Source organism: Methylobacterium oxalidis, from assembly GCF_007992195.1.
GTDB lineage: Bacteria > Pseudomonadota > Alphaproteobacteria > Rhizobiales > Beijerinckiaceae > Methylobacterium > Methylobacterium oxalidis.
Genome location: NZ_BJZU01000033.1, coordinates 13,761 through 31,883 on the forward strand (window position 1 = coordinate 13,761; position 18,123 = coordinate 31,883).

The 18,123-nt window shown below is 74.8% G+C and carries 19 protein-coding genes; 12 read left to right on the plus strand and 7 right to left on the minus strand.

Annotated features, from left to right (window positions below; genetic code table 11):
• Positions 1-7: 7 nt before the first annotated feature.
• From MOX02_RS09825 to croR, 4 genes are all read right to left on the minus strand, one after another.
• Positions 8-448 carry a DUF2141 domain-containing protein gene (locus MOX02_RS09825; RefSeq protein ID WP_147025613.1) on the minus strand — a complete coding sequence of 147 codons (441 nt, stop codon included), beginning with the start codon at positions 446-448 and terminating at the stop codon, positions 8-10.
• Positions 445-2,037 carry a phytoene desaturase family protein gene (gene crtI / locus MOX02_RS09830; RefSeq protein ID WP_147025614.1) on the minus strand — a complete coding sequence of 531 codons (1,593 nt, stop codon included), beginning with the start codon at positions 2,035-2,037 and terminating at the stop codon, positions 445-447. The genes MOX02_RS09825 and crtI overlap by 4 nt, the downstream gene beginning before the upstream one ends.
• A 129-nt stretch (positions 2,038-2,166) precedes the next feature.
• Positions 2,167-3,075, minus strand: a complete 909-nt coding sequence (locus MOX02_RS09835) for a TrmH family RNA methyltransferase (RefSeq protein ID WP_147025615.1) — start codon at positions 3,073-3,075, stop codon at positions 2,167-2,169.
• A gap of 39 nt (positions 3,076-3,114) precedes the next feature.
• Positions 3,115-3,591, minus strand: coding sequence for a 3-hydroxybutyryl-CoA dehydratase (gene croR, locus MOX02_RS09840; RefSeq protein WP_147025616.1), 477 nt, complete (start codon positions 3,589-3,591; stop codon positions 3,115-3,117).
• Positions 3,592-3,772: 181 nt separating this feature from the next.
• On the opposite strand from croR, the gene MOX02_RS09845 reads away from it, so the two are divergent.
• Genes MOX02_RS09845 through MOX02_RS09855 form a run of 3 tightly spaced genes read left to right on the plus strand, consistent with a single transcriptional unit; the run spans position 3,773 to position 5,498 of the window.
• On the plus strand, positions 3,773-4,375 hold the full coding sequence (locus tag MOX02_RS09845) for a cation efflux transmembrane domain-containing protein (protein WP_147025617.1): 603 nt from the start codon (positions 3,773-3,775) through the stop codon (positions 4,373-4,375).
• Positions 4,376-4,383: 8 nt separating this feature from the next.
• Positions 4,384-5,229 carry a metallophosphoesterase gene (locus MOX02_RS09850; RefSeq protein WP_147025618.1) on the plus strand — a complete coding sequence of 282 codons (846 nt, stop codon included), beginning with the start codon at positions 4,384-4,386 and terminating at the stop codon, positions 5,227-5,229.
• Positions 5,230-5,276: 47 nt separating this feature from the next.
• The gene (locus tag MOX02_RS09855; RefSeq protein ID WP_147025619.1) at positions 5,277-5,498 is read left to right on the plus strand and encodes a hypothetical protein; all 222 of its coding nucleotides are present in this window, start codon (positions 5,277-5,279) and stop codon (positions 5,496-5,498) included.
• Between the two features lie 7 nt (positions 5,499-5,505).
• On the opposite strand, the gene MOX02_RS09860 is transcribed toward MOX02_RS09855, so the two are convergent.
• A complete protein-coding gene (locus MOX02_RS09860) occupies positions 5,506-5,883 on the minus strand; it encodes a 4a-hydroxytetrahydrobiopterin dehydratase (protein WP_147025620.1) in 378 nt (125 codons plus the stop codon).
• A 233-nt stretch (positions 5,884-6,116) separates the two neighbouring features.
• Between MOX02_RS09860 and MOX02_RS09865 the strand changes: the two genes are divergently transcribed.
• Genes MOX02_RS09865 through MOX02_RS09875 form a run of 3 tightly spaced genes read left to right on the plus strand, consistent with a single transcriptional unit; the run spans position 6,117 to position 8,643 of the window.
• Entirely contained in the window at positions 6,117-7,124 is a 1,008-nt protein-coding gene (locus tag MOX02_RS09865) for an ABC transporter substrate-binding protein (RefSeq protein ID WP_147025621.1), read from the plus strand.
• A gap of 51 nt (positions 7,125-7,175) precedes the next feature.
• Positions 7,176-7,910: an ABC transporter permease gene (locus MOX02_RS09870; RefSeq protein WP_147025622.1), complete on the plus strand. Its 735-nt coding sequence runs from the start codon at positions 7,176-7,178 to the stop codon at positions 7,908-7,910.
• Complete coding sequence (locus tag MOX02_RS09875; protein ID WP_147025623.1) at positions 7,891-8,643, plus strand: ABC transporter ATP-binding protein; 753 nt, start codon at positions 7,891-7,893, stop codon at positions 8,641-8,643. Before MOX02_RS09870 ends, MOX02_RS09875 begins: the two co-directional genes overlap by 20 nt.
• A 44-nt stretch (positions 8,644-8,687) precedes the next feature.
• Here the strand turns inward: MOX02_RS09875 and MOX02_RS09880 are convergent, their stop codons facing one another.
• Positions 8,688-10,652: an aq_1923 C-terminal domain gene (locus MOX02_RS09880; protein WP_147025624.1), complete on the minus strand. Its 1,965-nt coding sequence runs from the start codon at positions 10,650-10,652 to the stop codon at positions 8,688-8,690.
• Positions 10,653-10,791: 139 nt separating this feature from the next.
• Positions 10,792-11,118, minus strand: a complete 327-nt coding sequence (locus MOX02_RS09885) for a HesB/IscA family protein (protein WP_147025625.1) — start codon at positions 11,116-11,118, stop codon at positions 10,792-10,794.
• A 167-nt stretch (positions 11,119-11,285) separates the two neighbouring features.
• Between MOX02_RS09885 and MOX02_RS09890 the strand changes: the two genes are divergently transcribed.
• The 6 genes from MOX02_RS09890 to MOX02_RS09915 all read left to right on the plus strand — a co-directional run bounded on the left by MOX02_RS09890 (position 11,286) and on the right by MOX02_RS09915 (position 18,057).
• Positions 11,286-12,533, plus strand: a complete 1,248-nt coding sequence (locus MOX02_RS09890) for a deoxyguanosinetriphosphate triphosphohydrolase (protein WP_147025626.1) — start codon at positions 11,286-11,288, stop codon at positions 12,531-12,533.
• 2 nt (positions 12,534-12,535) lie between these two features.
• Entirely contained in the window at positions 12,536-12,976 is a 441-nt protein-coding gene (locus MOX02_RS09895; protein WP_147025627.1) for an acyl-CoA thioesterase, read from the plus strand.
• Between the two features lie 105 nt (positions 12,977-13,081).
• On the plus strand, positions 13,082-14,839 hold the full coding sequence (argS, locus tag MOX02_RS09900; RefSeq protein ID WP_147025628.1) for an arginine--tRNA ligase: 1,758 nt from the start codon (positions 13,082-13,084) through the stop codon (positions 14,837-14,839).
• 31 nt (positions 14,840-14,870) lie between these two features.
• On the plus strand, positions 14,871-16,316 hold the full coding sequence (locus MOX02_RS09905) for an SPOR domain-containing protein (RefSeq protein ID WP_147025629.1): 1,446 nt from the start codon (positions 14,871-14,873) through the stop codon (positions 16,314-16,316).
• A 253-nt stretch (positions 16,317-16,569) separates the two neighbouring features.
• Positions 16,570-17,577, plus strand: a complete 1,008-nt coding sequence (nagZ, locus tag MOX02_RS09910) for a beta-N-acetylhexosaminidase (protein ID WP_147025630.1) — start codon at positions 16,570-16,572, stop codon at positions 17,575-17,577.
• Positions 17,578-17,763: 186 nt separating this feature from the next.
• Positions 17,764-18,057, plus strand: a complete 294-nt coding sequence (locus MOX02_RS09915; RefSeq protein ID WP_147025631.1) for a twin-arginine translocase TatA/TatE family subunit — start codon at positions 17,764-17,766, stop codon at positions 18,055-18,057.
• Positions 18,058-18,123 lie beyond the last annotated feature (66 nt).

Sequence of the window (18,123 nt, forward strand, 5' to 3'; positions counted from 1 at the left end):
GCGGGTCTCAGCGGGGCGGCAGGGCGCGCGAGAGGCGCACCCGGATCGCGAGGCCGGGCTCGCGCACCGCGAAGGCGGCGCGGGCGAAATCGGGCCGCGCGCCGCGCCCGCCCTCGCCCGAGAAGGCGTAGGGCTCCAGCGGGAGGCCGAGCGGGGTCCGGTCGAGGCGGCCGTCGCCGTCGAGGTCCTGGAAGGCCGCGAGCGCGTAGGTGCCGGGGCTCACGTCCTGCAGGACGAAGCGCTGTCGGGAGCCGGCCGCGCGGGCGCTGTCCCCGTCGCGGCAGGCGGCCTCCGAGAGGCCGCCCTGGCACAGGGCCACGAAGACCCGGCCGCCGCCCGGCTCGATCCCGTCGATCTCGACCTCGATCGTGGCGGCGCGGGCGCCTCCCGGGGCGAGGCCGGCCGCCAGCAGCAGGGCGGCGGCGCCGAGGGCTCCCGCCCCCCTCACGTGGCCTCGCCCCCGGCGGCGAGCGGGGCCGTCTCGGGCAGGCCGGCCTCGCCGGCGCCGAGGCGGGCGCCGGCCAGTTCCTCGATCAGCAGGCGGGCCGAGATGCGGGCGCCCTCGTAGATCACGGGCAGGCCCGAGCCCGGATGCGTGCCGCCGCCGACGATGTAGAGGCCGGGCCCGAAGCGGTTGTGGGGCCGGAAGTAGAGCATCTGCATCAGGTCGTGGGCGAGGTTGAAGGTGGCGCCCTCGTGGACCGCGAAGTCGTCGCGCCAGCCGGTCGGGTCGACGATGCGCTCGTAGCGGATGCGCGATTCGAGGTCGTGGAGGCCGAGGAGCTTCAGCCGCTCCAGCACCAGCGCGCGGTAGCGCGGGCGCACCGCCTCCCAGTCGATGCCCGCCTTCAGGTTCGGCACCGGCACCAGCACGTAGAGGGCGGTGTGGCCGGGCGGCGCCATGCCCCCGTCCGTGAAGCCCGCGTGCTGGACGTAGACCGAGGGCTCCATCGGCAGGATGCCGTCCGAGACCTCGCGGATGTTGCGGGCGTAGTCCCGGGCGAGCAGGATCGTGTGGTGCCCGAGGGCGGCGGGCATCGGCCCCTCGAGGCCGAGATAGAGCATGAAGGTCGAGCAGGAGAGGCGGGCCTTGGCCACCTTCGGGTCGCGCCAGCGCGGCCGCCGCGCCTCCGGCACCAGGGCCGGCACGACGCGGGCGAAGTCGCCGTTGATGACGACCGCGTCGGCCCGCATCGTCTCGCCGCCCGCCACCACGCCGCAGGCGCGCTTGCCCTCGAACAGGACCCGGTCGACCCCGGTGCCGAGGCGGATGTCGACGCCCATGCGGCGGGCGAGCCCCGCCATCGCCTCCGAGACGGCGCCGCAGCCGCCGACCGGGTGGTAGACCCCGTGCTCGTACTCGAGGAACGAGAGGATCGTGAACAGGCTCGGGCAGCGGAAGGGCGACATCCCGAGGTACTTGGTCTGGAACGAGAAGGCGAGGCGCACCCGCGGGTCGGCGAAGTAGCGCTGGAGGTCGCGGTCGACGCTGCGGCCGGGATGCAGGTAGGGCAGGGCGGCGAGCATGGCGGGGGAGACCATGCTGCGGAAGCGGTGGAAGGCCTGCTCCAGCACGGGCTTGAAGAATTTCAGCTTGGTCCGGTTGTCGGCGAAGAAGCGGCGGACGTTCCGCGCGTCGGCGGGCGCGATGCGGGCGATCTCGGCCTCCAGCCGATCCATGTCGGCGGTGGCGCGGATCTCGCCGGAGATGCCGCCCTCGCCCTCGAAGACGAGGTGGTACTGCGGGTCGAGCCGCTCCAGGCGGACGTGGTCCTCCAGGCGCTCGCCGCAGGAGGCGAAGATGTCGGCCAGGATCTGGGGGTAGAGGAAGAAGGTCGGGCCGATGTCGAAGCGGTAGCCGCCCGGCGCCGAGACGGTCCGGGTGCGGCCGCCCACGGCCTCGTCCTTCTCGAACAGGGTGACGTGGATGCCGGCGCGCGCCAGGAGAAGGGCGGTCGCCAGCCCGCCGGGGCCGGCGCCGACGATGACCACCCGGCGTCCGGAGAGCGCCCGGAGGCCGTCCCGTGACTGCAGCAACGCTCGAACCTCCCCGCCGGTGCGGATCCCGAGCCCGACCGGAGCGCCGAAGCCCGCGAGGGGCGCGGCGCGCGGTGTCCGGTCAAGCTAGACCGTGGAAGCTAGGAGCCGCGGCGTCATCGGCAATTGTCACTCTTTGTCGCGTGCAGGCGCGGCCTGGGCCGCGCTCGGGTCGCGTGCAGGCGCGGCCTGGGCCGCGCTCGGGTCGCGTGCAGGCGCGGCCTTGGCCGCGCGCAGGTGGTGGAGCGCGATGGCGCCCGCGGTCGCCACGTTGAGGGAATCGAAGCCCGGCGCCATCGGGATGCGCACGCCGCGCGCCCGCGCGATCACGCCCGCCGGCAGGCCCGGCCCCTCGGTCCCGAGCAGCAGGAGCGCCCGGGGCAGGGCGGGCAGGTCGGCCAGGGTCTCCGCCCCGCCGGGCGAGAGGGCGACGGGGGCGAGGCCGAGGGACGCGGCGAGCGCGAGCCAGTCGGCGCCCGCGGCCAAGCGCGCGAAGGGCACGGCGAGCGCCGCGCCCGCCGAGACGCGGATCGCCTTGCGGTAGAGCGGGTCGCAGGTCGCGGCGTCGAGGAGCACCGCGTCGGCCCCGAAGGCGGCGGCGTTGCGGAACAGGCCGCCGACGTTGTCGTGGTTGGTCAGCCCGGCGAGGCCGAGCACCAGGGCGGGGGCGGGCGCGGGCGGCACCAGGGCGTCGGGAGGCGCCTCCGCGCCCCGGACCCCCACCGCGAGGACGCCGCGGTGGATGGGGAAGCCCGTCACCGCGCCCATCACGGCGCGGGAGGCGAGGTAGACCGGCGGCGGGGCGGGGTGGCGCGCGGCGTGGGCCTCGAGCGCGGCGGCGAGGCCCGGCAGGCGCTCGGGCGCGAGCAGCACGGACTCGACGGCGAAGCGGGCCCGCCCCGAGAGCATCAGGCGCAGGGTCACCTCGCCCTCGACGATGAAGCGCCCGGCGCGGCCCACGAGGTCGCGCTCGCGCATCGCCGCGTAGGGGGCGAGGCGCGGGTCGCCGGGATCGTCGAGGGGGATGGTCGAGACCATGGCGGGGCGGTCGGCCGGCGCTCCGGCCGCGGCGGCGCCTCAGGCCGTCGGGCTGCCGCCCATGCGCACGGCGAGGGGGTCGGCCTCCTCCTTCTTGGGCACCTTCACCAGCGCCTCGCCGTCGAGGACGACCTCGCCCGCCACCGAGCAGGTGCAGGTGAGGCGCGCCCGGCGGCGCTCGGGCACCAGCTCGGCCACCGTCACGGTGACGTCCACGGTGTCGCCGATGCGCACGGGGGCGCGGAAGTTGAGGGTCTGGCTGATGTAGACCGCGCCCGGGCCGGGCAGGCGGGTGCCGAGCACCGCCGAGATCAGGCCCGCCGTGTAGAGGCCGTGGGCGATGCGGGTGCCGAAGGGCGTGCGGGCCGCGAAGTGCTCGGAGAGGTGGATCGGGTTGCGGTCGCCGGTGATCTCGGCGAAGCCCACCACGTCGGAGGAGGCGATCACCTTGGTCAGCGTCTCGGACAGCCCGACTTCCAGATCCTCGAAGTACAGAACGCGCAGCTCGGGCAACATCCTCGGCCTCCCGCTTCTCTCGTCGTCGCCGCGATACGGCGCAGGTCGTGTTGTCGCCTCGCACAGGCGGGCGGCGGAATCCAGTATCGGGGGGCTGAAAATTTCCGCCTCGACAGGGAGCCCGCGGCTGAGCCATGTGCAGGCCGAGGCTTCTCCCGAAGCGCCGGACGCCGACCTGCCCGTGACCGCTCCGCCCGCGCCCGCCCTGCGTCCCGTCGTCGCCCGCGTGGCGGGGCTGAACCTCGCCTATTTCGGGGTCGAGATCGCCGTCGCCCTCGCCATCGGCTCGGTGGCGCTCATCGCCGACAGCCTCGACTTCCTGGAGGACGCGGCGATCAACCTCCTGATCTTCGCCGGCCTCGGCTGGAGCCTGCGCAACCGGGCCCGCCTCGGCACCGTGATGGCGGGCATCCTGCTCGTGCCGGCCCTCGCCACCGCCTACGCGGCCTACGAGAAGTTCTCGGACCTCGCGGCCCCCGCGCCCCTGCCGCTGGCGCTGACCGGCCTCGGGGCGCTCGCCGTCAACCTGACCTGCGCCATGATGCTCGCTCGGCACCGGCACGGGGCGGGCAGCCTGACGCGGGCGGCCTACCTCTCGGCCCGCAACGACGCGGCGGCCAACCTCGCGATCATCGCGGCGGGGCTCGTCACCGCCCTCTGGGCCTCGCCCTGGCCGGACCTCGCGGCGGCGGCCGGCATCGCGATCCTCAACGCGGATTCCGCCCACGACATCCTCAAGGCCGCCCGGGCCGAGCGGCGCGCCGCGCAGGCGGCGGGACCGTGAGAGCGACGATGCGCCTGTTCCCCATCTCCGACCTGCACCTGGAGCGCCGCCGGGCGGAGGTGATCCCGCGGCCCGGCGCGCCCTTCGACGTGCTCGTCTGCGCGGGCGACCTCCACGAGGGGCATCCGGAGCGCGGCCTCGCCGCGCTCGGCGCTCTCGCGGAGGGTCGGCCGATCGTGCTCGTGCCGGGCAACCACGAGCACTACGCGCCGACCGGCGACGGGCGCACCGCGCCCGAGCTCCTCGCCGCCCTCGAGAGCGAGATCGCCCGCCTGAACGCGGCGGGCGCCGACATCCGCCTGCTGCGGGCGGGCGCCGCCACGGTGATCGGGGGCGTGCGCTTCGTCGGGGCGACCCTGTGGAGCGACTGGTCGCTCGCCGGGCGCTGGCTCACCGCGGAGACGCCCGACCGGCCGGACGACCCGGTCGCCTACGCGGCCGCCCGCATGACCGATCCCGTCACCGGCTCGCGGGAGTACCGCGGCTCGATCCGCAAGGCGGACGGCACGCCCTGGCAGCCCGCCGACGCGATGGCCGCGCACGCCTCCGAGCGGGCCGCGCTCCTCGCCGCGCTCCGCGTCCCCCACGACGGCCCGACGGTCGCGGTGACCCACCACCCGGCGAGCCCGCTGGCGGCCGACGCCTTCCGCGACGCGCCCGGCGTGCCCTGGTGGGTGCCGGCCTTCTACGCGACGACCGTGCTCGACGACCTCCCCGACGCCGAGCGGCCGGAGATCTGGGTCTCGGGCCATTTCCACGCCGGCCACGACCTGCGGCTCGGCCGCTGCCGCTGGGTGGCGAACCCGGTGGAGGGCAGAAACTTCGACCCCCTTCGGATCGTAGAGGTGGGCTGAGGGCGGGCGCGCCCCATCCCCGGTCCGGCACACGCGAGAGCCCCCGCATGAACACCTTCATCGCCGTCGTCCTGGTCTGCGCCAGCGGACTGCCCCAGGAAGCCTGCACGGACGAGCGGGCGATCGAGGTGCGCAAGGTCCGGGTCGCCAACGAGCTCGGCTGCGCCAGCGGCTGGCAGGAGATCATCGCCCGCACCGACCTCAGCGAGGAGGTCGGCAGGACGACCTACCTCAAGACCGAGTGCCGCCGGGTGAGGGAGCCGGGCTAGGGCGCCCTCAGCGGTCGTACTTGATGTAGGCGAAGCGCTGGTCGGTCGGCGTGCCCTCGAGCGCCCCGCCCTCCGTGCCGGGCTGCCAGCCCACCACATCCTCGATCTTGCGGGCGAGGGCGAAGTCCTTCTCGGTCACGCCCTTGGCGGCGTGGTTGACGAGCCGCACCTCGACCCAGGCGTAGGAGGCGGTGAGGTCCGGGTGGTGCCAGGCGGCCTCGGCGAGGTGGCCCACCGTGTTGATGACCATGAGCGTGCTCTTCCAGCCCGCGGTCTTGTAGGTCCGGCGGATCCAGCCGTCCTCGTAGCGCCAGTGCGGCAGCTCGGCCTTCAGCCGCTCGACGATCACGTCATCGTCAAGAACACCTTCGCGCCGCTCGGTCATCGCCGCCTCCCTCGCCGCGTCCCCGCGACCCTCGCAAGGCCACGACCCTGCGCCCGCGCCGCGCCCCGCGCAAGGGAGGGGCGCGGCCCCGCGCCGCCGCCTCTCGGTCAAAAGCACACAGGCGCCCCCTGTGGACGGGCGGGGCGCGACGCCGTAAGGACTTCGGAAACGGGATTGCCCGATCCGCGCCGCGGGGGCAGGCAGTTCCGGCAAGACACGGGGAGACCAGCGCCATGCTGTCACGGCGCGCATTGCTCGCGACGGCGGCGCTCTCGTCCCTGCCCGCGACCCTCGGCCCGCGCCTCGCCCCGCCCGCCCGCGCCGCGGCGGGCGAGACCATCCGCATCGGCGTGCTGCCCTTCGGGACCGCCTCCTGGGAGGCGGCGATCATCAGGGCGCGCGGGCTCGACGCGGCGAACGGCTTCACGCTGGAGACGGTGAAGCTCGCCGGCAACGACGCCGCCCGCATCGCCTTCCAGGGCCGCCAGCTCGACACCATCGTGGGCGACCTGATCTGGGCCGCGCGCCTGCGCACCGAGGGGCGGGGGGTGAAGTTCGTGCCCTACTCCACCACGGAGGGCGCGCTGATGGTGCCCGCCGACAGCCCGATCAAGGGCCTGCCCGACCTCGCCGGCAAGCGCCTCGGCGTGGCGGGCGGCGCGCTCGACAAGAACTGGGTGCTGCTGCGCGCCCAGGCCCGCGAGGCGGCGCGCCTCGATCTCGAGAGCGCGGCCCGGATCGCCTACGGCGCGCCGCCGCTGCTGATGCAGAAGCTCGAGGCGGGCGAGCTCGACGCGGCGCTCCTCTACTGGACCTACTGCGCGCGGCTGGAGGCCAAGGGCTACCGCCGCCTGATCAGCGCCGACGACATCATGCGCGCCTTCGGCGCCAAGGGCCCGGTGGCGCTGATCGGCTACCTGTTCGAGGGCGACACGGTGCGGGACAAGGCGGCGGCCGTGGAGGGCTTCGCCCGGGCCTCGGCCGCCGCCAAGGAGGTTCTGGCGAGCGACCCCTCCGCCTGGACGCTGGTGCGCCCGCTGATGGCGGCGGAGGACGACGCCACCTTCGAGGCGCTCAAGCGCAACTTCCTCGCCGGCACCCCGCGCCGGCCGATCGCCACCGAGCGCGACGACGCGGAGACGATCTACGCGACGCTGGCGCGGCTCGGCGGCGAGCGCCTCGTCGGCGACGCCAAGGCCCTGCCGCCGGACCTCTACCTCGACGGCGCCCGCAATGGCTGAGGGGAGGGCGGCCGTCCCGCCCGCGCGCCCCGGCCCGGACCGCTAGGCCCCATGGCCGTCGCCGCGCGCCTCGCATCCCTGCTGATCCTGCTCGCCCTCTGGCAGCTCGCGGCGACGCTCGCGGACACCCGCACGCTGCCCTCGCCGAGCGCGGTCGCCGCCTTCGTGCTGCGGGAGATCCAGACCGGCGGCATGCTGTTCAACGTCGGCGTGACGCTGGCGCGCGTCGCCGTCTCCTTCGTCATCGCCATGAGCCTCGGGCTGGTGCTCGGCGTGCTGCTCGGGCGCTCGCGGGTCGCCGACCGCGCCCTCGACACGCCGCTCCTCGTGGTGCTGAACACGCCCGCCCTCGTCATCACCGTGCTCGCCTACGTCTGGCTCGGCCTGACCGAGACGGCGGCGATCGTCGCGGTGGCGCTCAACAAGCTGCCGAACGTCGCGGTGATCATGCGCGAGGGCGCCCGCAGCCTCGACCCGGGGCTGGAGGAGATGGCCCGGACCTACCGGTTCGACCGGCGCACCTGGATCGCCCACGTGCTGGTGCCCCAGCTCCAGCCCTTCGCGGTGGCGGCGGCGCGCTCGGGGATCTCGCTCGCCTGGAAGATCGTGCTGGTGGTCGAGCTGATCGGGCGCCCGAACGGGGTCGGCTTCGCGATCAACTACTATTTCCAGCTCTTCGACGTCACCGCGGTCATCGGCTACAGCCTCGTCTTCATGACGGTGATGCTCGCCATCGACACCCTCGTCCTGCAGCCCCTCGATGCGCATGTCCGACGCTGGCGCTGATCCGGCCGCCGTCCTCACCGCGCGGATCGCCCGCAAGGTCTACCGATCGGCCCGCAGCGAGCCGGTGGAGGCCGTGCGCGACCTCGCCTTCGCCATCGCGCCGGGCGAGGTGGTCTGCCTGATCGGCCCCTCGGGGGCGGGCAAGACCACGACCCTGCGCATCCTGCTCGGCCTCGACCGGGACTACGAGGGCAGCGTCGAGCCCGACCCGCGCGGGGGCGCGGGCATCGGCATGGTGTTCCAGGATCCCCGGCTGCTGCCCTGGCGCACGGTCGAGCAGAACGTGCGCCTCGCCCTGCCGCGGGAGCGGCGGGGCCGCGACCTCGACGCCCTGTTCGAGCACCTCGCCCTCACGCCCTGGCGCGGGCGCTTCCCCGGCGCGCTGTCCCTCGGCATGCAGCGGCGGGTGGCGCTGGCCCGGGCGCTCGCCGACGACCCGCGCCTGCTCATCCTCGACGAGCCCTTCGTCTCGCTGGACGACGCGGCCGCCGCCTCCTTGCGCGGGCTCGTCGTCGACACCGTCGACCGGCTCGGCATGAGCGTGCTGATGGTGACCCACAACGTGGCCGAGGCGCTGGAGATCGCCGACCGGCTGCTCCTGCTCTCGCCGCGCCCCGCGAGCCTCGTCGCCACGGTGCCGCTCGCTCTGCCGCGCCGGGAGCGCGGCCGCGCCTTCGCGGAGGCGACGCGGCGGGACCTCGCGCGGCTCTATCCCGGCGTCATCGCGGACTGAGGGCGCGGCCCGTTCGCCTTGATGTCCCGGTCCGCCTCGGCGTCTCAGTTCGCCTTGGCGTCCACGTCGAGCTTGTCGAGGACCGCGCCGGGCGAGCCGGCGGTGCTGAAATCGGCGACGCCGAGGCCCGTCCCGTCCTTCGCCTTGGCGGTCACCGAGAGCCGGCCGGGCTTCGTCACGAACTGGCCCATGGCGGCGCCGATCGCCTTGGCGGCCGGGGAATTGCCGAGGATGACGGGCACGCCGAGCACGCTCGCCGTCACGTATTCCTGGCGCAGCTCGTCGGGCTTCAGGCTCAGCACCTTGGACTGGGCGGCGATGAAGCGCTCGAACAGGCCGGTGTTCTCGATCGTGAGGTCGAGCGCCTTGGCGGTGGCCGAGAGCATGGCGAGGCCCGAGACGCCCGCGTCCGGGTCGAAGATCTCGGGCCCGATGCCGCCGAGCGTGCCGGTGAGCCGCACGGTGCCCATGTCCTTGCCGGAGATCGAGACCTCGCGCACCGAGAGCTCGCGCCGGCCCTCGTCCCAGGCGGTGTCGGCGACCACGTTGAGGTCGAGGTCCTGGTAGCCGTAGGCCGTCAGCGAGCCGAGCCCGGGCACGCCCGAGACGGTGGCGGCCGGCAGCGTCAGGCCGGTCAGGCTGAGGCGGCTCGCGGTCGGCACGCCGTCCCGCGGCGGCCCGAAGGTGATGGCGGCGTTGCGCAGGCCGACATGGAGCGGGCTCCGCGGCGCCGCCTCGGCCGGCCCGGTCCGGCCCGGGGTCGGGCCGACGCCCAGCGCCTGGCGCGCCGCGCTCTCGAACGGGTCGCCCGCCGAGTCGCGGGCCGGCTCCCGCGGCTCCGGCCTGCGGGCGGGGCCGGGCGCCGGTTTGGCAGCGTCCTTGGCCGAGTCCTTGGCCGGCTCAGAGGGCAGGTCGAGGCTGATGTCCTGCATGGCCAGCGTGCCGATCACCGGGGTGAGGCGGCGCAGGGCGTCGTCCGTGGCCTCGGCCTGCGGGTTCGAGAGGCGGCGCAGGGCCTCCACCGTCGGCGCCAGCGAGAAGCCGGTGAGCGTGACCTTGCCCACCCGCGAGCGCACGCCCTTCTGGGCGAAGGCGAGATCCTCGAGGCTCATGCCCGCCTCCGGGCCCTGGCCCGCGTAGGCCATGCGGCCGACCTCGAGGAGGAGCGGGTCGGCCGACTTGGTCTCGCTGATGCTCAGGCCGCGGGTCTCGAAACCGCCCACGGAGACGGCCTCGATGAGGTCGGCCGCCGCCGCGGTGACCCGGGCGCGCTCGGCCGGGCTCGCCTTGTCGAGGTCGAGCCCCGCGAAGGCGTCGAGCGCCCCGGTCCAGCCGCCGGGGATCTGGCGCCCGCCGAGCTCGCGCCCCTCGACGCGGGCGAGCTTGACGGTGGTGCCGCGGTCGTCGGTGTAGACCACGTCGGCGACCGAGACGGTGGCGTAGACCCGCTGCACCGGCCCCTTGCCGTCGCCCGCCACCGCGTAGAGGCGGGCGAGCGCCGCGAGGTCGATGTCGGTGGCGCCGATGCGGCCGTAGGTGCCCGAGCCCGTCTCGGGGCCGCCCGCCACGGTGACGGCGGCGCCCGCCGCCGAGAGCTCGGCCGCCCGGCCGGCCCGCACGTCGCGGGCCGCCACGTCGCGGTAGACGACGGTCTGGCGCGAGGCGCCGGGCCCCGCATGGACCGAGCGCAGTTCGGGGATCGTCAGGCTCGCCGCGTCGAGGCGGGCGAGGCGGGACGCCCAGGGCTCGGGCGAATCGGCCTTCAGGATGGCCAGCAGATCGTCCTTCGAGAGCCTCGTGCCGCTCACCGTGACGCGCGGCATCGTCAGCACCGTGGAGCCGAAGGGCAGCGTCACGTCCTGCAGCGTCACGTCCTGGACGGCGGAGGCCGCCTCCTGCGCCAGCGCGCCGGAGGCCGCGGCGAGCGGGCCCGCCCCGAGCAGGGCGAGGGCGCAGACGGAGGCGCGGGCGGCCCGGGCGAGGCGGGCGCGGCCTGTCGGATGGGTCATGGGCTGGTCCGGATCGCTGGGAGGCGCGGGGCTCGGGGGCTTGTGGATAAGGTCGCGGCCCGCATCCGTGCCGCAGAATCCCGGGCGAGGCAATCGGGGCGCGGCGATCGGGCCCGGCGCGGCGGCCCGGGCCGGGACCTCAGAGCGAGAAGGAGGTGCCGCAGCCGCAGGAGGCGGTGGCCTGCGGGTTCTCGATCTTGAAGGACTGGCCGATCAGGTCGTTGACGAAATCGATCGTCGAGCCCGCCATGTACTCCAGCGACACCGCGTCGACGAGCACCGTCGCGCCGTCGCGCTCGATCACGATGTCGTCGGCCTCGCGGGCCTGCGCCACGTCGAAGGCGTAGGAGAAGCCGGAGCAGCCGCCGCCGTTCACGCTGATGCGCAGCGACGAGCCGGGCGGCTCGGTCCCCATGATCTCGTTGATGCGCTTGGCGGCGCGGGGCGTCAGGGTGATGTCGGCCATCATTGCTCGCGGCTCTTGCTGGCGAAGCTCGGTCCGGGCGCCCGCCCGCCGCGATCGCCTGGGGATCCAGGCGGGCGCGGATTGCCAGACGGGTGCCCGGCCACAAGATATGGGCACGGCCCCGCCGCCGCAACGCGGCCGGAGGCTCGGACCCGAGAGGAGCGCCCTTGCGGCAGAACGGAGAGCGGTGGCGCGCGCCCTACGCCACGGACCCGGCCGCATCCCGCGGCCGGCTGATCGCGGAGGCCCCCTCGCCGACCCGCAGCGACTTCCAGCGCGACCGGGACCGGATCGTCCACTCCACCGCCTTCCGGCGCCTCAAGCACAAGACCCAGGTCTTCGTGCACCACGAGGGCGACCATTACCGCACCCGCCTGACCCACACGCTGGAGGTGAGCCAGATCGCGCGGGCGCTCGCCCGGTCGCTCGGCCTCGACGAGGATCTGGCGGAGGCGCTCGCCCTCTCGCACGACCTCGGCCACACCTGCTTCGGCCATACCGGCGAGGACGCGCTCGACGCCTGCATGGCCGGCCACGGCGGCTTCGACCACAACGCCCAGGCCCTGCGCATCGTGACGCGGCTGGAGCGGCGCTACGCGGGCTTCGACGGGCTCAACCTCGCCTGGGAGACGCTGGAGGGCCTCGTCAAGCACAACGGCCCGCTGCTGACGCCGGAAGGCCGCCCCACCCCGCGCTACGCCGCCGCCGGCATCCCGGCCGCGATCCTGGAATACAACGCCGTCAACGACCTGGAGCTGGCGCGCTTCGCCGGGCCCGAGGCGCAGGCGGCCGCGCTCGCCGACGACATCGCCTACGACAGCCACGACCTCGACGACGGCCTGCGGGCCGGCCTGTTCGACCTCGCCGACCTCGCCGAGGTGCCCTTCCTGAAGGGTCTCCTCGACGAGATCGAGGCGCTGCATCCCGGGCTCGAGACCTCGCGGCGGGTGCACGAGGTCGCCCGCCGCGTCATCACCCGCTTCGTCGAGGACGTGATCGCCGAGAGCGGACGGCGCCTCGCCGGGCTCGCGCCCCGCGACGTCGCCGGGATCCGCGCCGCCGACGCCCCGGTGATCGCCTTCTCCGAGGGGATCGCGGAGGCCGACGCCGACATCAAGCGCTTCCTCTACGCCCGGATGTACCGCCACCCCGGCGTGATGGCGGTGCGGGCGCGGGCCGCGCAGATCGTGGCCGACCTGTTCTCCGCCTTCTGCGAGGATCCCGCCCGCATGCCCGAGGAGTGGAGCGCGGGCCTCGCCGGGGCCGGGGAGGGGCGGGTGCGCCGCCGCATCGCCGACTACATCGCGGGCATGACCGACACCTACGCGGTGCTCGCGCACCGGCGGCTCTTCCCGCGGACGCCCGACCTCCACTGGAGCCCGGAGAGCCGGGGCCTGCCGCTGGCGGAGCCGTGAGGGTGGGCGGCGATCCCCGGCCCGGCCCCGAGACCCTCGCGGCCTATCCCCGCCACGTCGCGCTCGGCACCCGCTGGGGCGACAACGACGTCTACGGGCACGTGAACAACGTCGTCTACGACGCCTTCTTCGACACGGCGGTGAACGGCTGCCTGATCGAGGCAGGGGTGCTCGACGTCGCGGGTAGCCCCGTGATCGGCCTCGTGGTCGAGACGGGCTGCCGCTTCTTCGCGCCGCTCGCCTTCCCGGACCGGGTCGCCGCGGGTTTGCGGGTCGCCCGTCTCGGCCGCTCCAGCGTGCGCTACGAGATCGGCCTGTTCCGCGAGGACGAGGCGCGGGCCGCCGCGCAGGGGCACTTCGTCCACGTCTACGTGGACCGGCGGAGCCGCCGGCCGGTGCCCCTGCCCGAGCGCCTGCGGGCGGTGCTCGCCGGATGGATGTGAGCCTCGTCCGTGACACCACCGCCCCCCCTTGCTATGCGGCCGGCCTGAACCTTCGGCCCCGGCGTCCCCGACACCGGCGGCCGCGCGAGCGGACGTTTTCCAGTCATGAACATCTTTGCGATCTTCGAGGCGCGGGTGCGCGAGGCCCTGGAGAGCCTCACCCGCAAGGGGCAGCTCCCGGCCGGGCTCGACCTCGCGCGCGTCGTCGTCGAGCCGCCGCGGGACCCGAGCCACGGCGACCTCGCCACCAACGCCGCCCTGGTGCTGGCCAAGGAGGCGCGCACGAACCCGAAGGCGCTCGGCGAGGCGCTGGCGGCCGAGCTCAGGGCGGACCCGCGGGTCACCGAGGCCAGCGTGGCGGGTCCCGGCTTCATCAACCTGCGCCTCGACCCGGCCGTGTTCCACGACGTGGTGCGGGCCGTGCTGGCCGACCCCGAGGGCTACGGCCGCGCGGCGCTTCCCGGCGGCAGGGTCAACATCGAGTACGTCTCGGCCAACCCCACCGGCCCGATGCATGTGGGCCACGGGCGCGGGGCGGTGTTCGGCGACGCGCTGGCCAACCTCCTCGTGGCGGCCGGGCGCGACGTGACGCGCGAGTACTACATCAACGACGCGGGCGCGCAGGTCGACGTGCTCGCCCGCTCCGCCCACCTGCGCTACCGCGAGGCGCTCGGCGAGGCGGTCGGCCCGGTGCCGGAGGGGCTCTACCCGGGCGACTACCTCAAGCCGGTGGGCGAGGCGCTGGCGCGGACGCACGGCCGCGCCCTGGCGGAAAGGCCGGAGGCGGAGTGGCTGCCCGTGGTCCGCGAGACCGCCATCGCCATGATGATGGCGATGATCCGGGACGACCTCGCCGCGCTCGGCATCCGCCACGACGTGTTCTTCTCCGAGCGGACGCTGCACGGCGAGGGCCCCGGCTCGGTGGGCGCGCTCCTCGCGGACCTGCGCGCCCGCGGCCTCGTCTACGAGGGGCGCCTGCCCCCGCCCAAGGGGCAGCTGCCGGAGGATTGGGAGGACCGGGAGCAGACGCTGTTCCGGACGAAGGAGTTCGGCGACGACACCGACCGGCCGCTCCTCAAGTCCGACGGCTCCTACACCTACTTCGCCTCCGACATCGCCTACCACCGGGACAAGTTCCTGCGCGGCGCCACCGACCTGATCGACGTGCTCGGGGCCGACCACGGCGGCTACGTCAAGCGCATGCAGGCGGCGGTGCGGGCGGTCTCCGGGGGCGAGGCGAGCCTCGACGTGAAGCTCTGCCAACTCGTGCGGCTCCTGCGCGGCGGCGAGCCCGTGAAGATGTCGAAGCGCGCGGGCGAGTTCATCACCCTGCGGGAGGTGATCGACGAGGTCGGGCGCGACGCGATTCGCTTCATGATGCTCTACCGCAAGAACGACGCGACGCTCGATTTCGATCTGGCCAAGGTCGTGGAGCAATCCAAGGACAATCCCGTTTTCTACGTGCAGTACGCCCATGCCCGCTGCCACTCGGTCTTCCGGCAGGCGCGGGAGGCGATGCCGGACGAGGATCTGTCGGTGAAAGCCCTTGCTCAGGCTGATCTTTCCGCGCTCTCTGATGCCGGCGAGGCGGAGATGATGCGCCTCGTCGCGCAGGTGCCGCGCGTGCTCGAATCGGCGGCCGTGGCGCACGAGCCGCACCGGATCGCCTTCCACCTCTACGACGTCGCAAGTTCGCTTCATAGTTTCTGGAACAAGGGCAAAGACTTGCCGCAATTACGGTTTGTTAATCCAACCGACCGAAAGTCCACACGGGCGAGGTTGGCCCTCGTCGAGGCCGTCCGAGGCGTTCTCGCCTCCGGTCTCGCCATCCTGGGTGTCACCGCGCCGAGCGAGATGCGGTGAGGTGAGTCGGCGTTAGATTGAGGATGCTGCCATGACCAACGCTTCGCGGGCGCAGATCGATTTCGAGGCCTTCGCGCGCGACCTGCAGCACCCTCAGCCGAGCCCGCCGCGCCCCACCGCCGTGCCGGGCAGCGGCCGGGTCGAGCCCAGGATCGAGCCCCGCGCCGAGAGCCGCGCCGAGCCGAAGGCCGACCCGCTGGCCGAGCTCGCCCGCATCGTCGGGCAGGACGATCCCTTCCGCGCCCTGCTGGAGGCCCGCGACGGCCGCCGCGGCGGCGAGAGCGCGCCGGCCCGCCGGGTCGAGCCGAGCTTCACCACGGAGCAGGTGCCCGCGCACCAGGCCTCCGCCCACTCGGCCGCGGCCCAGGGCACGAGCCCGGCCGACGCCTTCGACCAGTATCTCGCCTCGGTCGACCGCGACTACCCGGCCGGGCCCGGCTACGCCGCGCAGCAGGAGGCCGACGAGGCCGCGGAGGCCGAGGCGGCCTTCGCCGAGCGCGGCCTGAAGCGGGTGCCGCGCCGCCGCCTCCTCTCGGTCGGCGCCGGCGTCGCCGTCCTCCTCGTCTCGGTGACCGGCGCGCTGACCTGGCGCAGCCTCCATTCCGGCCCTTCCGGCGGCGGCGTTCCGGTGATCCAGGCCGACACCGCGCCCCTCAAGATCGCGCCCAAGACCGCCGACGGCGTCGAGATCCCGGACCAGAACAAGCAGATCTACGAGCCGCGGGCCAAGGACGGGCAGATCCGCATCGTCAACCGCGAGGAGCAGCCCCTCGACGTGGCCCAGGCGGCGCGCTCGGCGCAGGGCGCGACCGGCTCCGCGCAGGCGGGCGGCGTGTCGGGCTCGCCCGAGGCCGGCACGACGCCGGGCGGCCTCGCCGACGCCTTCGGCGAGCCGCGCCGCGTCCGGACCGTCTCGGTCAAGCCCGACACGCCCCCGCCGCCCGCGTCCCGCGAGGCCGTGGCCGAGACGCAGACCCCCTCGGTCATCCCCACCATGACCCTGCCCGGCGCCGAGGAGGCCCCGAAGGCGCGCCCCGCCCGGCAGGCCGCCGCGCTGCCGACCCCGGCGTCGACGCCCGTCGCGCCGGCGCCCGCGGCCGAGAGCACCCCCGTCGTGCCGCCGCCGGCCGCGACCCGCGCCAAGGCGCCGCAGCGCGTCGCCGCCGTGGCGCCGGAGCCCGCCGCCGCCGTCGAGGCCCCGACGACCACCGCGGCCACCACCCCCGCGGCGCCGGTCGGCGGCTTCTCGGTCCAGCTCGGCGTGCGCACCAGCGCCGCCGAGGCCCAGGCCGCCTTCAAGCAGATGCAGGGCAAGTACACCCAGCTCGCCGGCCAGCCCGAGCTGATCCGCCAGGCCGAGGTCAACGGCAAGACGATCTGGCGGGTGCGCGTCGGGCCCCTCGGCAAGACCGAGGCGACGAGCCTCTGCACCCAGCTCCAGGCCGCCGGCGGCCAGTGCTTCGTGGCCAAGAACTGAGCCGCGACCGCACCGCCGGGGCCCGACCGGGCCCGGCGGCCCGGAACCCGGCCTCTGCGGGCCGCCCATCGCCCGACCGGGCCCCGCCTGATACCCGGATGCAACAGGGGCGCCCCGTCCGGCGGGAACCCGCCCGGCCTCCCCGATTTCGCCTTGTCGCGGGCCGAGAGCCCGCCCGACCCTGATCCGGCGATTCGCCGCAAGAGCCGTCCTCAGTCCGTTCCCCGAGCCAGAACCCCGAGCCCGATCCCCGATGACCTCCCGTGCTCTCATCCTCGGTTGCGCCGGCCAGACCCTCTCCGCGGAGGAGGCGGCCTTCTTCCGGGCGGTGCGGCCCTGGGGCTTCATCCTGTTCAAGCGCAACATCGGCACGCCCGACGCGGTGCGGGCCCTGACCGGCGCGCTGCGCGAGGCGGCCGGCCGGGCGGACGCGCCGATCCTGATCGACCAGGAGGGCGGCCGGGTGCAGCGCATGGGCCCGCCGCACTGGCCGGCCTACCCGGCCGGGCGCCGCTTCGGCCGCCTGAACGGCTCGGCCGCCGCCATGGCCCGGCTCGGCGCTCGCCTGATGGCGCACGACCTCGCCGCGGTCGGCATCAACGTCGATTGCGCCCCCGTCCTCGACGTGCCCGTCGAGGGCAGCCACGACATCATCGGCGACCGCGCCTACGCCACGAGCCCGGCCTCGGTCGCCGAGATCGGCCGGGCCGTCGCCGAGGGGCTGATGGCCGGCGGCGTCCTGCCGGTGATGAAGCACATCCCCGGCCACGGCCGCGCCGCCTGCGACAGCCACCACGGGCTGCCGGTGGTGGACGCCTCCCGCGACAGCCTCGCCGCCCAGGACTTCCAGCCCTTCCGCGCCCTCGCGGACCTGCCGCTCGCCATGAGCGCGCACGTCGTCTTCACGGCGCTCGACCCGGACCGCCCCGCGACGCAGTCGCCGACCGTGGTGCGCGAGATCATCCGCGGCGCCATCGGCTTCGACGGCCTCCTGATGACCGACGACCTCTCGATGCACGCGCTGACCGGTCCGTTCCGGGCCCGGGCCGAGGCCGCCTTCGCGGCCGGCATCGACGTGGCGCTCCACTGCAACGGCGACCGGGCCGAGATGGAGGCGGTGGCCGAGGGCGCGCCGGTGCTCGCCGGGCCGGCCCTGCGCCGGGCCGAGGCGGCCCTCGCCCGGCTCGCGCCCGCCGGCGAGGCGTTCGACGTCGGCGAGGCCCGCGCCCGCTTCGAGGCGGGGCTCACCGCCGCGGCCTGACCCGCCGCCCCGACCCGGCATCCCGTTCCCGGCCGCCCCCGGCCCCGGTTCGGGCCCGCGCACGGAGCCGCCCGGACGGAAGGCCGCGGACGCCTTGTGTTCGCGTGGAGCGATCCTTAGGTTCGCGGCAATCCGACCACGTAGGACGGCGCCGCCCGGCAGGTGCGCGCGGCGCAGGAGGTTGCCATGGGCAGCATGAGTATCTGGCACTGGATCATCGTCGCCGCGATCGTGATGCTGCTGTTCGGCCGCGGCAAGATCTCGGACCTGATGGGCGACGTCGCCAAGGGCATCAAGGCGTTCAAGAAGGGCATGGCGGACGACGAGGCGCCGGCCCAGGGGACCCCGCCCCAGGCCCCGCCGGTGGCGGGCAGCGAGCCCGTGCGCACGATCCCGCATGGCGGGCAGCCCGCGAGCCAGCCGAGCCCCGGCACCGCGATCCCCGCGAGCCACCTCCCGGCCGGCGACAAGACCGTCTGAGACCGGACGCCGCCCGGGATTTGCGGGGCGTGGGACGGCCCGGAGCGGCTGTCAGGGCGCGCGCGT